The sequence below is a fragment of the Pseudoalteromonas sp. SG45-3 genome (assembly GCF_014164075.1).
Classification (GTDB): domain Bacteria; phylum Pseudomonadota; class Gammaproteobacteria; order Enterobacterales; family Alteromonadaceae; genus Pseudoalteromonas; species Pseudoalteromonas distincta.
In genome coordinates, this window is record NZ_JACJEN010000014.1 from 15,862 (window position 1) to 31,841 (window position 15,980).

At 38.9% G+C, this 15,980-nt stretch carries 15 protein-coding genes; 12 read left to right on the forward strand and 3 right to left on the reverse strand.

Annotation, left to right across the window (positions count from 1 at the left end; genetic code table 11):
• Window positions 1–8: 8 nt before the first annotated feature.
• Window positions 9–1,034 (reverse strand): S-methyl-5-thioribose-1-phosphate isomerase, encoded by a 1,026-nt coding sequence (mtnA, locus tag H5126_RS14870; protein ID WP_182721081.1) that lies wholly within the window; start codon window positions 1,032–1,034, stop codon window positions 9–11.
• 129 nt (window positions 1,035–1,163) lie between these two features.
• On the opposite strand from mtnA, the gene mtnK reads away from it, so the two are divergent.
• Complete coding sequence (mtnK, locus tag H5126_RS14875; protein WP_182682781.1) at window positions 1,164–2,381, forward strand: S-methyl-5-thioribose kinase; 1,218 nt, start codon at window positions 1,164–1,166, stop codon at window positions 2,379–2,381.
• 46 nt (window positions 2,382–2,427) lie between these two features.
• Here mtnK and H5126_RS14880 read toward each other — a convergent pair whose 3' ends face one another.
• Window positions 2,428–3,909 (reverse strand): FMN-binding glutamate synthase family protein, encoded by a 1,482-nt coding sequence (locus H5126_RS14880; protein ID WP_182721082.1) that lies wholly within the window; start codon window positions 3,907–3,909, stop codon window positions 2,428–2,430.
• A 175-nt stretch (window positions 3,910–4,084) separates the two neighbouring features.
• Window positions 4,085–5,863 (reverse strand): DUF885 family protein, encoded by a 1,779-nt coding sequence (locus H5126_RS14885; RefSeq protein ID WP_182721083.1) that lies wholly within the window; start codon window positions 5,861–5,863, stop codon window positions 4,085–4,087.
• Window positions 5,864–6,197: 334 nt separating this feature from the next.
• On the opposite strand from H5126_RS14885, the gene H5126_RS14890 reads away from it, so the two are divergent.
• From H5126_RS14890 to hemB, 11 genes are all read left to right on the forward strand, one after another.
• On the forward strand, window positions 6,198–7,184 hold the full coding sequence (locus H5126_RS14890; RefSeq protein ID WP_004334947.1) for a GGDEF domain-containing protein: 987 nt from the start codon (window positions 6,198–6,200) through the stop codon (window positions 7,182–7,184).
• A gap of 83 nt (window positions 7,185–7,267) precedes the next feature.
• Window positions 7,268–8,023, forward strand: a complete 756-nt coding sequence (gene ubiE / locus H5126_RS14895; protein WP_024597074.1) for a bifunctional demethylmenaquinone methyltransferase/2-methoxy-6-polyprenyl-1,4-benzoquinol methylase UbiE — start codon at window positions 7,268–7,270, stop codon at window positions 8,021–8,023.
• An 11-nt stretch (window positions 8,024–8,034) separates the two neighbouring features.
• Window positions 8,035–8,718, forward strand: a complete 684-nt coding sequence (locus tag H5126_RS14900; RefSeq protein ID WP_004334950.1) for an SCP2 domain-containing protein — start codon at window positions 8,035–8,037, stop codon at window positions 8,716–8,718.
• Window positions 8,719–8,727: 9 nt separating this feature from the next.
• The gene (gene ubiB / locus H5126_RS14905; protein ID WP_182721084.1) at window positions 8,728–10,329 is read left to right on the forward strand and encodes a ubiquinone biosynthesis regulatory protein kinase UbiB; all 1,602 of its coding nucleotides are present in this window, start codon (window positions 8,728–8,730) and stop codon (window positions 10,327–10,329) included.
• 80 nt (window positions 10,330–10,409) lie between these two features.
• Window positions 10,410–10,658: a Sec-independent protein translocase subunit TatA gene (gene tatA / locus H5126_RS14910; RefSeq protein ID WP_004334954.1), complete on the forward strand. Its 249-nt coding sequence runs from the start codon at window positions 10,410–10,412 to the stop codon at window positions 10,656–10,658.
• Between the two features lie 5 nt (window positions 10,659–10,663).
• On the forward strand, window positions 10,664–10,996 hold the full coding sequence (tatB, locus tag H5126_RS14915) for a Sec-independent protein translocase protein TatB (RefSeq protein WP_024597077.1): 333 nt from the start codon (window positions 10,664–10,666) through the stop codon (window positions 10,994–10,996).
• Between the two features lie 48 nt (window positions 10,997–11,044).
• Window positions 11,045–11,785 carry a twin-arginine translocase subunit TatC gene (tatC, locus tag H5126_RS14920; protein ID WP_004334958.1) on the forward strand — a complete coding sequence of 247 codons (741 nt, stop codon included), beginning with the start codon at window positions 11,045–11,047 and terminating at the stop codon, window positions 11,783–11,785.
• 1 nt (window position 11,786) lies between these two features.
• A complete protein-coding gene (locus tag H5126_RS14925; RefSeq protein ID WP_004334960.1) occupies window positions 11,787–12,302 on the forward strand; it encodes a hypothetical protein in 516 nt (171 codons plus the stop codon).
• Window positions 12,302–13,087 carry a TatD family hydrolase gene (locus H5126_RS14930; RefSeq protein WP_154903832.1) on the forward strand — a complete coding sequence of 262 codons (786 nt, stop codon included), beginning with the start codon at window positions 12,302–12,304 and terminating at the stop codon, window positions 13,085–13,087. The genes H5126_RS14925 and H5126_RS14930 overlap by 1 nt, the downstream gene beginning before the upstream one ends.
• Window positions 13,087–14,940 carry a diguanylate cyclase gene (locus H5126_RS14935; RefSeq protein ID WP_182721085.1) on the forward strand — a complete coding sequence of 618 codons (1,854 nt, stop codon included), beginning with the start codon at window positions 13,087–13,089 and terminating at the stop codon, window positions 14,938–14,940. Before H5126_RS14930 ends, H5126_RS14935 begins: the two co-directional genes overlap by 1 nt.
• A gap of 12 nt (window positions 14,941–14,952) precedes the next feature.
• A complete protein-coding gene (hemB, locus tag H5126_RS14940; RefSeq protein ID WP_024597079.1) occupies window positions 14,953–15,963 on the forward strand; it encodes a porphobilinogen synthase in 1,011 nt (336 codons plus the stop codon).
• The last annotated feature ends 17 nt before the right edge of the window (window positions 15,964–15,980 follow it).

A 15,980-nucleotide genomic window follows, 5' to 3' on the forward strand; every position in this document is an offset into this window, starting at 1 on the left:
TTACAAAATTACTTAAGCTTTAAAAGTTCGCCACTTTCTACTTGGCTTTGGTTATAAACGCCAGTATCTAACACCCACCCTGTGACCAGCTTTGCTGGTGTTATATCAAATGCAGGGTTATATACATTAGCGTTAGTGGGTGCCCATAAAGCCTCGCCAAAGCTACCGCTAACTCCGCGCACTTCTTGAGGATTACGTTGCTCTATTTCTATATCATTACCACAAGCAGTATTGGTATCAAGCGTGGTAACAGGCGCGACTACGTAAAATGGAATATTATGAAAATGCGCTAGTACGGCTAAATTATAGGTGCCCACTTTATTAGCAAAATCACCATTAGCGGCAATACGATCAGCCCCAACTACTATTTTATCTACCTTGCCTGCAGCCATTAAACTTGCCGCCATATTATCGCAAATTAGTGTGTACGGAATTTTCCAGCGCTCAAGCTCAAAGGCAGTTAAGCGACCGCCTTGTAATAATGGTCGTGTTTCATCAACCCACACATGTACGTTGCCATATTTTTGCTGCGCTTTGTAAATAACACCTAGTGCAGTACCAATACCAGCGGTTGCAAGCGCCCCTGTATTACAATGAGTTAATATGTTGTCGCCACTATTTATAAGCTCGGCACCACGATTTGCCATTCGTTCACACAGCTCAATATCTTCAATAAACAACCGCTCAGCAGTACTAACAATACCGGCAACATAATCGCTTTGCGTTAAAGCTTTTCGCAATGCCGCCATACAATGCATTAAATTAACCGCCGTTGGACGAGTGGCTTCTAGTTCATTGATTGCTTTTTCAAGCTCACTTTTCACTAACCCTTGCTCAGCTAAATACGCCACTAACAAGCTCGCGCCTAAGCCAATTAGTGGGGCTCCACGCACTTTTAAGTTAATGATCAGCTCTTTCATGGTTTCTACATCATGGCACTGATGCCATACCTGCTGGTGAGGTAGTAAATATTGGTCGAGCACACTAAGCGACCCGTTTTCATATTTTAAACTGCTTGCGATTAAGTTTTGCATAATGCTTAAGGTATTAAAAATGCGTAACGTTATTTTACACCACTTTGAATAACTCTCAAGTTAGACTTGTAGACATCTAAACATTTAAAAGTATAGAATGCTTAAAAGCTGATTTTTGAGATTTAAACCATGACTAACTATGTTGCTTTTAATGCACAGCGCGCTATCGATTACGTATCGACATTAATTGAATCTAAACAATGTAATTTTTTTGATTCCGGACAAACCTTATCGGCATATGAGTTTGGTGATGGCAATCTTAATTTAGTATTTAGAATTACTGATGAGCAAAACAATAGTGTTATTTTAAAGCAAGCTCTGCCTTACGCGCGTTGCGTGGGTGAGTCGTGGCCATTAACGCTTGATAGAGCCCGTATAGAAGCACAAGTTTTACTTAACCATGGTGCTATTTGCCCTACTTATACTGCTAATGTTTTACATTATAGTGAAATGCAAGCGCTGACTATTTTAGAAGATTTAGGTAATTTACAAATATTGCGTACTGCACAAAATAATGCAGAGCAATTCCCTAAATTAGCGCAGCACGTAGCGACCTACTTAAGCCACACCGGCTTTTATAATTCAGATTTTTACTTAACCGCGCAAACTAAAAAAGCACTCGTTAGCCAATTTACTAATCCTGAGCTTTGCCAAATCACTGAAGACTTATTTTTTAGCGATCCGTACATTGAGCACGAACGCAATAACTACCCAAAGCAACTACAAAACGAAGTTGACGCAATACAAAAAAACAACGCATTGAAGTTAGAAATAGCAAAACTAAAAGCTAATTTTTTATCTAACCCGCAAACATTACTTCATGGTGATATGCACAGCGGTAGCATTTTTGTTGATTGTAATAATACAAAGATGATTGACCCAGAGTTTGGCTTTTTTGGGCCTATTGGTTTCGATATTGGCTCTTTTATTGGTAATTTGCTATTGAATTACTGCGCACAAGCAGGGCATATTGATGACTTTGTAGCACGTCGTAATTACCAAACACATTTACTTAGCTGTATCGTAGACACCTATAGTTTATTTGAGCAGCAATGGCTTGAATTAATACGCACTAAAACAACAGATGAATCACTAGCGCCAGTAGGCTATGCGCAATACTTTATGAAAAACGTATTGCAAGATGCTGTTGGTTACTGTGGTGCTGAGTTAATTAGGCGTACTATTGGGCTTGCACACGTAAGCGATATAGATAGTATTAGTGATGACAATGCGCGCCTTACAGTGCAAAAACAAACATTAGCACTAGGCGAGCAACTTATTTTAAATGCACAAACATGCAACAACAAAGAAGCATTCTTTAGTTTATTAATAAGCCAATTAAACTAACAAGCATTAAAAAAGGCGCTATAAGCGCCTTCTAGTTAGTTAAAGCTTACTTGTAGTTTTCATAAATTTTATCAAGCGGCTCTGAAAGCCCACTTTCTTGCACTATACGTACATGCTTACGAGCCAACTCACGTGCACTTGTTACACCGCATGAGTGAGCAATTAAACCGGCTCCGTAATGAATATATTTATTATAGTTAGCTACTCGTTGCGCTTTATCAGCTACATTTAAGCCGCGTTGCAAACGCTCGTTATGCGTAGTGATCCCGGTTGGACAGGTATCTTTATTACATTGCATTGCCTGAATACAGCCCAGTGCAAACATATGACCACGAGCCGATACAACAAAATCAGCACCGAGCGCTAATGCCCATGCAACCTTTGAAGGAACGATTAATTTACCCGATGCAATAATTTTCACGCGTTCTCGAAGCCCGTGCTTTTCAAGCATATTAACTACAAGCGGCAAGCTTTCGCGAAGAGGTAAACCCACCGAATCCATAAGCGGCTGCGGTGCAGCCCCCGTACCACCATCAGCACTATCAATTGTTATAAAATCGGGTGCCGACTCAATGCCACGATGATTAATTTCTGCAAATAACGTTTCTAACCAGGTGTAATCACCAATAACGGCTTTAAAGCCTGTTGGTTTTCCTGTGGCATTACGTACAGTGGCTATCATATCGAGAATATCGGCTGGATTTTTAATTTCAGGGTGTCCATTTGGGCTAATCGAATCTTGCCCTTCTGGAATACCCCTAATTTTAGCTATTTCGGCGTTAACTTTGCGCCCTGGTAACATACCGCCTTTACCTGGTTTTGCACCTTGGCTCATTTTTAGCTCGAACATTTTGACTTGTTCGTGAGCTGCTATTTCTTTAAGTTTTTCGGTGCTTAAGTTTCCATGCTCGTCTCGGGCACCATATTTAGCTGTACCAATTTGAAATACCAGATCGGCGCCACCTTCAAGGTGGTAGGGGCTTAAGCCCCCTTCACCTGTGTTCATCCAACAACCCGCTAATTTAGCACCTTTTGATAAAGCGCGCACAGCAGGCTTTGAAAGCGCACCAAAGCTCATGCCCGACACATTAAATAACGAATTAGTGGTGTAAGGTGTTTTACAATACGGACCTAAAGTAACATTACTCGGGTCGAGTGCTTCTTCATCTAAAGTAGGAAAAGCACAGTTCATAAACATAACCGTACCCGTCACTTCTAAGCTTTGTGTTGAACCAAATGCAGCGGTGCGATCGACATCTTTTGCTGCGCGGTAAACCCAACTGCGCTCAGCGCGGTTAAATGGCATTTCTTCTCGATCGAGAGCAAAAAAGTATTGTCTGAAAAATTCACCTTGGCGTTCAAAAAAATATCGAAAGCGGCCAATTACTGGGTAGTTACGCCTAATAGCATGTTTTGTTTGTGTTATATCGCGAAAGTAAAAAATAATAACAGTAAGCACAATTAACCCAAGTGCGATAATAAAAATACTCGCAAATACGTCAATACTAAACATAATGAAATTGCTCATCTAAGGCCCCTTGATGGCTATATTTTTAGATAATACCTATTGCGTAGTATGTGAATATTTTGACGATTGGAGTCGCTAAAATAAACTACATTACTAGGTCTGTGGTATAAAAAAGGTGTTGCGGTCAAAATGACACAACACCTTTGTTTGTTCAAGGTTTATAAGCCCTACAAAGCTAATTTTGCAGCTTAGTTAACTCATTTTTTATATATAAACGTACCTGTGTTTCTAATACTGACAAGGGCACTGAACCATGGCGAAGAACCTGATGATGAAATTCGCGAATATCAAAATTTGGTCCAAGCGCTTGCTCTGCTTCAACACGTAAACGTTTAATGGTTAACTCACCAATTTTGTATGACAGTGCCTGAGCTGGCCAAGATATATAACGATCAGTTTCTGTTTTAACATTATGCAGCGAAAGCGCGGTGTTCTCGCTCATAAAGTTCATAGCTCGCTCGCGGCTCCAGCCATACATGTGCATCCCTGTATCAACAACCAAACGTGCTGCTCGCCACATTTCATAAGTTAAGCGACCAAAACGGCTATATGGGTCTTGATAAAAGCCTGCCTCTAAACCTAAATATTCAGAGTAAAGCCCCCAACCTTCGCCAAATGCCGAAAGGTAAGCATCACGACGATAGCTCGGCAAATTTTCAAGCTCTGCATTAAGTGATATTTGTAAATGATGACCTGGCACTGCTTCGTGCAACGTTAATGCTTCTAAAACATACAGAGGGCGCTTATCTAAAGCGTAAGTATTTACCCAGTAGTATCCAGCTTCATCATTTCGATTAGAGCCAGAATACCGACCTGTTGTGTATTTAGGGGCAATACTTGCGGGTACCGGTGCCACGCCATAAGGTTTGCGCGGCAAGGTATGAAATAACTTAGGCAGCTGTGCATCCATTTTTTTAGCAATGTAAGATGCTTCTTTCAAAAGTTGCTCTGGTGTTGTTGCGTAAAACTGTGGGTCGGTACGTAAAAAGTGAATAAACTCAGCAAATGAGCCTTTAAAACCAACTTCTTTTATTACAGCTTCCATTTCACCTCGAATGCGAGCAACTTCTTTTAAGCCTAGCTCATGGATCTCTTTTGGTGTCATGTCGGTAGTGGTGTAATGCTTAGCACGATTTTTATAAAAAGCTTTGCCATTAGGGGTTTCTGAAATACCAATACTTGTGCGGGCGCCCGGTTGGTATTGCTCAGTAAAAAACGTTAAGTAGCCTTTATATGCTGGTATTACTTTATTTTTTAAAACAACTTTAGCTCGCTGTTGAAGTGCATAAAAGTCACTCTCACTTAAACTGGCAGTGTTAGCTAAAAACGGTTTATAAAATTCTGATTGAGTTACATCATCAACAATATAAGTACTTATGGAGTCTTCGTATCCTTCTAACACTGCTTTTGGTTGGGTGAGACCTGTTTCGAGCCCTTTTTTCATCCAATATATATTTTGCCCAAAAAAGCGGGGGATTTGTGCTAAACGTGCAAGGTATGTCTCTAAATCTTGCTCTTTTTTATATTGAGAACTGTTAACGATGTACGACAGACCGGAGTGAAAACCATACTCAGATGTAAGCGGCATGTAATGCGCATTAAACACATATTCGTCAACGCTATTTTGCACCTGAGCACGAATAATACTTAAGTTAATTTGATTTTCGTCACTAAGCTTAGTTGCATCTACGGCATCTAAGTCTGCTAATAATTGAGTATTACTTTTGTACTGCTTTGCTAAAAATTCTGGCGATAAATTGGCAAGTAAATAGCCATCAACCCCTTTTGAACTGCTATAAGGATTTATACTTTCTCTATATTGAACAATAGATTGTGCTACTTGAGTAAACTGCTCATCCGCATTGGGTGTGGTTATTTGACATGCACTTAACGAACATAAAGCAGTTATGCCAAGAAGCGTTTGGCGAAGCGTTTTTGGTAAAAAAAGATTCATTATTATTTAACTTGATGATGCAATAGATTGCATAAAACTATCGTAGGCTAAAGAAATAGCAAGTAAATGAGACAAACTAGCATATTGAAATAATGCTACATACGTTAACAGAAGTAAAAACCAGCCGAATTGATGAGAAAAACAGCGATTGGGCTGCTAAAGTAAAATTTAAGTTCCCTAACTATCGTTTTTGCTTTTAAATAGCGCGGATAATGATTACTGTATAAAAAAATAATAAAAAGCTCGGACGCATAACCGCCTCATGGAATGAGATATTTTAAAATTTGCACTTATGCGTACTTAGTTGGTATTTAAAATGATGTTCCATGATTCCATGGCTATTGCACAAGAGAAGATGACTAAAGTGTGTGTGTTTTTAGAGCGCTATGCACTTTCTCCTACGCCGCTCAATTATCAAGTTGTTTATACCTATACTAGCCAAACTAACCTTGAGCTGAACAAAGCCTTAGACCGCGCTATTGCGGTTGAAGATAATATAGACAGTGTTTTAATTGAACAGCTCCATGCTGAATTTTTAAATACCGGTCACACAGAGCAAGTCAACATGATTCAAAATGTTGATGGTGTTATAAGTTCACTTTCTCAAAACTCTCAAGCTACTGAAAAACAGATAATTCGCTTTGCGGGTCAGGTGAGCGAATGCGTACATTCACTAGATGAGAACAACATAGAACAAAGCCGTCAAGCGCTTGAAGTACTTCATAATCAAACCGCCGAATTACTAAATCAACACAAGCAATTTAAGCAAGAACTAAGTAAAGCCAAACAACTACACGAAAAAACAAAAAAGCAGCTAAATCAACTTCGTAAACAACATATTATTGATAGCCAAACAGGGCTTTATAAACGCCATTATTTAACGCAACAAACTCAAGTATGGACTAATCAAAAAAAGTCTATTTGCGCCATTGCGATTCAAATAGATAACCTTGATCACTTTACTGAAAATTACGGTGATATAATTGGTGAAGTTATTTTGAATAAAGTAGCTAAACAAGTGCAAAAATATGTTTTTCAAAGTGGCTTGCCTGGCCGCACAGCTAAAGATCAATTTACTGTTTTACTCGCCGATATAGACCCAGAAACAGCCAATGTTATAGCTGAAAAAGTCCGAAATGGAGTCGAAAAGCTTCGCTTTGTTAGTTCAAAAACAGGGATTAAGTTACCTAGTATTGGCTTATCTCTAGGAATTGCTCAACATCTACAAGAAGATGATTTTAACCAGTTAGCTAAAAAAGCGTCTCATGCGGCTTTTAAAGCGCGGTCATTAGGGCAAAGTAGCTACACTGCAGGGCAATAAATTACCTGATAAATCATATTCAAATTGCACCTACTGCGTACAATAAAGTACACTAACCTCTATTGTCACGATAGAGATTAGTCATGAACGAAACCGAACAAAAGACCACGCATTTTGGTTATAAAACAGTAGCCGAGGGCGATAAAGCTTCTATGGTTGCTGATGTATTTCACTCAGTAGCTGCAAAATACGATGTAATGAATGATTTAATGTCTTTTGGTGTGCATCGTTTATGGAAACGTCAAACTATTGCAAGCTCAGGTGTTCGTAAAGGCCATCATGTACTCGATTTAGCCGGCGGCACTGGCGACTTAACGGCAAAATTTAGTCAACTAGTTGGCGAGACCGGTCAAGTTGTTTTGGGCGATATAAATTCATCTATGCTTAAGGTTGGTCGTGAAAAACTACACAATCTTGGCTTAGTAGGCAATATTGACTACGTACAAATGAATGCTGAAATGCTGCCATTTCCAGATAATAGCTTTGATGTGATCACTATTGCCTTTGGCTTACGTAACGTTACCGATAAAGACAAAGCATTACGCTCTATGTACCGTATTTTAAAGCCAGGTGGCAGATTACTTGTTTTAGAGTTTTCAAAACCAGAGCATGACGTACTTAGTAAAGCTTACGATTTTTACTCATTTAATTTATTGCCAACAATGGGTAAGCTAGTTGCTAACGACAGTGAATCGTACAAGTATTTAGCTGAGTCTATTCGTATGCATCCAGATCAAGACACATTAAAAGCGATGATGGAAGATGCGGGCTTTGAACAAACAACATACCAAAACCTCACAGGCGGAATTGTTGCACTGCATCGTGGTTTTAAATATTAAGGCTAGCAGTTATGGCGCTTGAAAAAATAACAAAAAGCAATAATGGTGCAATGTCATCTGAGTTTTTTATGTTACCTAATTTTGTACTTTCGCTTATTGAGCGTGTACTAAATCAAGCGCTTAGCCTTGACCCACAATTATCTCAAAAGCTAAACGCCGTTAAACATAAGCGCTTAGTGGTTGAAATAAGAGATTGGCAACAAAGCATCCAACTCGTTTATAGTGCTGATCAATTACACTTATACAGTGCCCAAAGTAACGAAAACGCAGATTGTATGATCAGCGCAGATATAGAAACACTTTTAGCGCTCAAAAACCCTGCAATGCTTACCCAATTAATTCGCCAAGATAAGCTCGACTTACAAGGCGATTTAAATATTGCGCAAACTTATAGCAATGCATTTTCAGGTATTGATATTGATTGGCCTGAACAACTTTCTAAATACATTGGCGATGCACCCGCTCAGCAGTTATACCTGCACTTAAAAGAACTAAAACAAAAGAGCAGCAAAACCAATACTAAAATAAGTACCATGCTTACAAGTTTATGCCAAGATGAGCTCGCAATTACTATTCATCCATTAGAACTTGAGCAATTTAAACAAAAAAATAGAGAACTCAAAGGACAAGTCGCTGCCGTTGAGCAACGCATTAACGCCCTCTTAAATTCTTTTTTACCTTCAAACACCCGCTAAGGATTTTTTGTGTCGACTGCACGTTTGTATAACATCACCAAAACGTTACTTAGCTATGGACTAGACGAGCTAATTCCAAAGCATAAAGTGCCTTGGTTTGGTAAAATAGCCCGTGGTAGTTTATTTTGGCTGCGTAATCAGCACAAAGAAAAACCGGCGGGGCTACGTTTACGTTTAGCATTACAAGAGCTGGGTCCTGTTTGGATCAAATTTGGTCAAATGCTCTCTACTCGTCGTGATTTACTCCCTCATGATATCGCTTTAGAGCTTGCGTTTTTGCAAGATCAAGTTCAACCATTTGAAGGCGAACTTGCACAAAAAATAATAGAAAAAGCGCTCGAAATTAACGATATAAATGAATTATTTAGTGAGTTTTCACAAACTCCACTGGCCTCTGCATCTATAGCGCAAGTACATACAGCAAAACTTATTGATGAGCAGAGTATTGAGCAAGATGTCGTAATTAAGGTTATTAGACCTAATATTTATGAGCAAATTAATGCCGATTTAGCGCTAATGGAAAAGCTCGCAAAGGTACTTGCAAAAGTACATAACGAATCAAAACGCCTGCGCCCGGTTGAAGTAGTTAAAGAATATAAAAAAACACTCCTAGACGAGCTCGACTTAATGCGAGAAGGTGCCAACGGCATTCAACTAAAACGCAATTTTGAAGGCTCTGATTCATTATACATCCCTGCAGTTTACAGTGATTACAGCCGTAGCAATGTGCTGGTGATGGAGCGTATTTACGGCATACCCGTCTCTGATACCGATGCACTTATGGCGCAAAACACTAATATGAAATTACTTGCTGAGCGTGGCGTAGAAGTGTTTTTTACGCAGGTGTTTAGAGACAGTTTTTTTCATGCCGACATGCATCCGGGTAATATTTTCGTCTCTCGAGAGCACCCTGAAAACCCAATGTATATCGGTATTGATTGCGGTATTGTTGGTACGTTAAGCAAAGAAGATAAACGCTATTTAGCTGAAAACTTTATCGCCTTTTTTAATCGTGATTATCGCCAAGTTGCACAACTACACGTTGATTCTGGTTGGGTACCACCAGATACTAGCATTGAAGAATTTGAATTTGCGATTCGCACAGTTTGCGAGCCTATATTTAATAAACCTTTGGCTGAAATTTCATTTGGGCACGTACTCGTAAATCTATTTAATACTGCACGTCGTTTTAACATGCAGGTACAGCCGCAATTAGTATTACTACAAAAAACTTTATTATACGTTGAAGGATTGGGGCGTCAGCTATACCCACAACTCGACTTATGGAAAACAGCTAAGCCCTTTTTAGAAGACTGGGTAAAGCAACAAGTTGGACCGCTATCAGTACTGAAGCAAATGTATGCTAACTTGCCATTTTGGGCTGAAAAAATGCCCGAGTTACCGGATCTAATTTACCAAAATTTAAAGCGTGCACCACACATTCAACCGCAAGAACAAAAGGTATCTCATAAACCTTTAATATTGAGTTTATTTGGTAGTGCTACAATGATTATGGCAACACTTTGTTATTTACAGCACGATTTAATAGCTGCAAGTCTTGCAATAAGCTTATCGGCTATTAGCTTTATAGCGGCATGGCGCAGCGCATAAACTGGGTGCTATTTGCGCTAGTGAGCGTATAATTAGTATTTAAAATAAACATTTAACCGTTTTATATATTGGAGAAAACCATGGGTTTTGGTGGTATTAGTATTTGGCAATTATTAATTGTTTTAGCGATCATAGTTTTACTTTTTGGCACAAAAAAACTACGCGGTATGGGTGGCGATATTGGGGGCGCTGTAAAGGGCTTCAAAAAAGCAATGTCAGATGATCAAATGAGCGAGAAAGAGAAATCCGAGCAAATTCAACAATCAGAAAAAAACACTGCTGACAACTCAACCGATACTGAAAAAAACAAAGATAACAATAAGGTTTAATTAGTATGGGCATGTGGGAACTTGTTGTTATTTTTATTGTTGGTTTAGTGGTGCTCGGCCCTGAGCGCTTACCTGTTGCGATTAGAACAGTGAGTAAATGGGTTAAAACCGCTAAATCACTTGCCAACTCAGTAAAAGCCGAAGTAAGTGAAGAGCTTCGCATCCATGAGCTGCACGAAAACCTTAAAAAAGCAGAACAGCAAGAATTAAAAGATTTAAGCCCTGAGTTACAAAGCTCACTAACAGAGCTACAAAAAGCGGCTGAATCAGTTACTCACAGCTACAAAAAACAACAATCTGATACATCAAATAACCAACAACTTGATGAGAAAAAGTGAAATTTATTTCTCACTTTGTGGTCAACTTACTACATGGTATAAAAAATAATGGCTGAGGAAGTAAAATCAGGGTTTGTAGCTCATTTAATTGAGTTGCGTGATCGGCTAATAAAAGCGCTACTAAGCATTTTTGTTATTTTTATTGCCATAGTATATTTTGCAAATGATATTTATGCTTTTGTTGCACAGCCGTTAGTCTCGCATTTGCCAAGTACGGCAACCATGATTGCAACCGATGTAACAGCTCCCTTTTTTGCACCTTTCAAACTTACTTTATTTGTCGCTTTATTTGCGTCGATTCCATGGATATTGCATCAAGTTTGGGGGTTTATAGCGCCGGGTTTATATCAGCACGAAAAGAAAATGCTCATGCCTATTCTCGCCTCAAGTATAATATTATTTTATGGCGGCATAGCCTTTTGTTACTTTGTAGTTCTGCCAATTATTTTAGGGTTTTTTACAAGTACCGGTCCCGAAATGATGACCCTTGCACCTGACATAAGTAGTTATCTAGGATTTGTATTAAAGTTGTTTTTTGCATTTGGCGTCGCTTTCGAAATTCCAGTGGCTATTATGTTGCTATGCTGGAGTGGTGCAACAACAACAAAAAGCTTAAAAGAAAAGCGCCCTTATATCGTAGTGGGTGTTTTTGTAGTCGCGATGTTTTTAACACCGCCTGATGTATTATCACAAACATTGTTAGCATTTCCGATGCTTCTTCTGTTTGAGCTAGGTCTAATTTTAGCAAAGTTTTATACCGCTAAACCACAAAAAGAATCTGAGGAATAAAATGAAAAAACAACTACTCTCACTATTGGTTTTATTAAGCGCACCGACTTTTGCTGCGCAAACAGAGTTTAATACTCAAGCGTTACAAGCATGTAGCTTTATTGAAAACGATTTTAACCGCTTACTTTGTTACGATAATACCATCGCGGGTAAGTCACTGGTTAAGCCATCAGTAACAAAAACGCTCACACCACCAACAGCTAATAATGTGCCTCAGGCAGTAGCCACAACACCAACAGAAGTAAAAACAACAGCTGATGAATTTGGGTTAGAGTACAAAAAATCACAGACAGAAAAAGACGCTGAAATTAAAGCGATGGTTGCTTCAGTTGAAGAAGCTGCTTACGGCGAGTTAATTATTTCGCTAGATAACGGTCAACAATGGCGTCAAATTGGCTCTGACAGCATGCGCTTGAAAAAGAACGATACGATTGTAATTAGCCGTGGTGTTTTTAACTCATTTTTACTTAAAATTGACGGTGAAAACCGCTCTATTCGCGTTAAACGTACTAAGTAATGTCATATACATTAATTGATGCTGGAGTTAACTTAACTAATCATCAATTTGATGAGCAGCATCACGATGTAATTACCCGTGCCAATGAAGCGGGTGTTACAAATATGCTTATTATTGGTTGTGATATTGCAAGCAGTCAGCAATCACTTGAACTTGCAACAAAGCATCTTCAATATTCTACGGCGGGTATCCACCCACATGATGCAAAATCAGCCACTAATGAACTAGAAGCACAACTAACTGTACTTGCAAATAATAAGCATGTTATTGCTATTGGTGAATGTGGCCTTGATTATAACCGCGACTTTTCGCCTCGCGATGTACAGCGTAGTGTTTTTAGGCGCCAATTAGCACTTGCAGAGAAATTAGATTTACCTGTTTACTTGCATGAACGTGATGCAAGTGACGACATGCTAAGTATTTTAAAAGAGTTTAGTATTCGCGGTGTACTCCACTGCTTTACGGGTAACTCAGCAGCTCTAAAGCAATATTTAGATTTAGGTCTATATATTGGTATAACGGGTTGGGTATGTGATGAAAGGCGTGGAAAAGATTTACAACAGCTAGTGCCTAGCATTCCTCTAGATCGATTATTAATAGAAACTGATGCACCATTTTTAATTCCACGAACAGTTAAACCAAAACCTAAATCACGTAAAAATGAACCTGCCCTGCTTCCTTATATCTGTCAAACGGTTGCACAACTTTATCAAATAGATGAAGAAGTTGTAGCCCGTAAAACTACAGAAAACTTTCACCGTGTTTTTGGTTTAGAAGATCGTTAATGGCCTATGCAAAGGCACTTTTAAGCCTATTAGTATTCCTTTGCACTTTTTGCTGTTTCGCAAACCCAGTAATAATAAAACACGATTTTAACTCTCAAAACATTAATAACCTGTATTACTCTTTTGAACCAACGTCGCTATTAAGTGCACAACAAAGTAGCCATATACAGTGGCAAAAAAACACAGCAAAACCCCTTAATTTAGGACTAGAGCAGCGTCCTGTATGGATAAAATTTAAAATAAAAAATACACTTAGTTATAATACTGAGCAAATATTGTCACTAAACAATCCTTTGCTAAACGACGTTCAAGTATATCAATTACATAACTCGCAATTACTTTCTTATACTCAAATTGGTGATGCCTACCCCTTATATAAGCGCACAATTAAAAGTGAATCTTTATTAGTTAAACTGCTCAGCCCTGCAAATAGCGAAACGCTTATTATAATGAAAGTGGCGAATAGTTCAGGCTTGCGAGTCCCTTTAACACTGTGGCAACCAGAAGCTTATTTGGCACACAAAGGAAAACTCAATTTACTCTATGGCTTATTGATTGGTTTTATATTTTCTTTGGGTGTGAGTTGCATAGTTTTATATGGTTTTTCACGTAAAGGTTATTTTGTTTATGCTGGGGTTATATCTCTCACATTAGGTAGTGTATTAGCCTACCTTTGTGGTTTTGGCTTAAGGTACGTTCATCCTAATTTGCCTGCATTACAGCAAGTTATGACCCCTATATTACTTATGCTTATCACTTTATTGTTTTTGCCTTTGCAGAAGCAAGTTTGCCATCCCAGGCCCTCTCTTCTGCTAACTATTCAAAAAGTTGTAGTTAACGCTTTAGCCATTTCGTTATTATTTATTTGGCTACTTCCAAACAACATAGTTACATTATTTTGTTTAATCACTACTCCAATCGTTTTAGGCTTTTATATTGTAACTACGTTTATGTGCGTGCGTTTAACGCCTTCTAAACCAAACAAAGCACTATTACTTGTATTGGTTTTTTTCTTGGTGGTAATGCTTTATTTTACTGTTGCAGTAATGGGCCTATACGCCTTTGACAGAAGTACGCTCGCATTTGTATTTGCATGCTTTTTTGGTTGCACTTTTTGCTTATGCTACAGCGTAATGAAGTTATTTATTTTACAACGCGATGAAGAAGTGATTGCTCAACAAACCTTGATTGCTGAAAACACAGCACAAGATACACTACTTAAAGAGCGCTTAAAATTACAAGAAAAAACTCGCCAAGAACTTGAATCTCAGGTGGACGAGCGCACCTTTGAATTACAAGTGACGCTTAGAGAGCTTGAAGAAAAAAACCGCTCACTTGAGTTACTAAATACTGAAGACGCATTGACTGGAATAAAAAACAGACGCTTTTTTGATAAAAAACTGGTAATGGAGCTTCGTCGCTCTCGTCGAGAACAAACGCCGCTTAGCATTGTTATGCTTGATATAGATCGATTTAAAAATATCAACGACACGTACGGCCATATCATTGGCGATCAAGTTATTAAAGCAGTGTCTGACCTTATAAAAGACCATTTAAAACGACCACTCGATGAAGTTGCCCGTTATGGCGGTGAAGAATTTGTTGTGCTATTACCTAATACCCCTAGTGAAGGCGCACAAGACATAGCTGAAAAAATACGAGCTGATATCTCAGTAAGTACAGTAACGGTTGCCAATAATGATATTCAATTTACTATTAGCGCTGGTGTATACACCAGTATTGCTGATGATGTTAGCAACCCTCAAATTTTTACTGAGTGCGCCGACAAAGCACTTTATTACGCAAAGCAGCATGGCCGTAATCAAGTAATTACTTTTCCATTACCACAGTAGGAGCATATTAACATGGCCCAATCAGGATTAGACCTTTTCCCATATACTCGCATGCGCAGAATGCGCCGCAGCGACTTTTCTCGCCGCTTAATGGCTGAAAACCAGCTTAGCGTAAATGATTTAATTTACCCTGTATTTGTACTTGATGGTAAAAATCGCCGCGAGGTAATTGAATCAATGCCTGGTATTGAGCGCCTATCAATTGATTTACTGCTTGTTGAAGCAAAAGAACTCGTTGAACTTGGCGTACCTGCCGTTGCTATTTTTCCAGTAACGCCTGCGGATAAAAAATCATTATTTGCCGAAGAAGCATATAACGATGATGGCTTAGCACAACGCACCGTAAGAGCGTTAAAAGAAGCTTTTCCTGAGTTGGGTGTGATTACTGATGTAGCACTTGACCCTTTCACTACGCATGGCCAAGACGGTATTATTGATGATTCAGGTTATGTTATTAATGATGTCACTACTGAAATTTTAGTTAAACAAGCACTTTCCCATGCAGAAGCTGGTGCTGATGTTGTTGCCCCTTCTGATATGATGGATGGTCGTATTGGCGCTATTCGCGAAGCACTTGAAGCTGATGGGTTTATTCATACTCGAATTATGGCCTACTCAGCTAAATACGCATCTAGCTACTATGGCCCATTTAGAGATGCTGTAGGCTCTGCTGGTAACTTAAAAGGTGCTGATAAAAAAACTTACCAAATGGATCCAGCAAACTCTGATGAAGCAATACGTGAAGTCGCATTAGACTTACAAGAAGGCGCTGATATGGTTATGGTAAAGCCCGGTATGCCTTATTTAGATATTGTACGGCGTGTTAAAGACGAATTTGGTGTACCTACTTTCGCATATCAGGTAAGTGGCGAGTATGCAATGCACAAAGCAGCAATTGATAACGGTTGGTTAAGTGAAGAGGCTACAATAATGGAATCTTTACTTGCATTTAAGCGTGCAGGAGCCGATGGAATATTAACCTACTTTGCTAAGCAAGCCGCAAAATATCTAGCTAAAAAGTAATTTTTTATTAAAAGGCG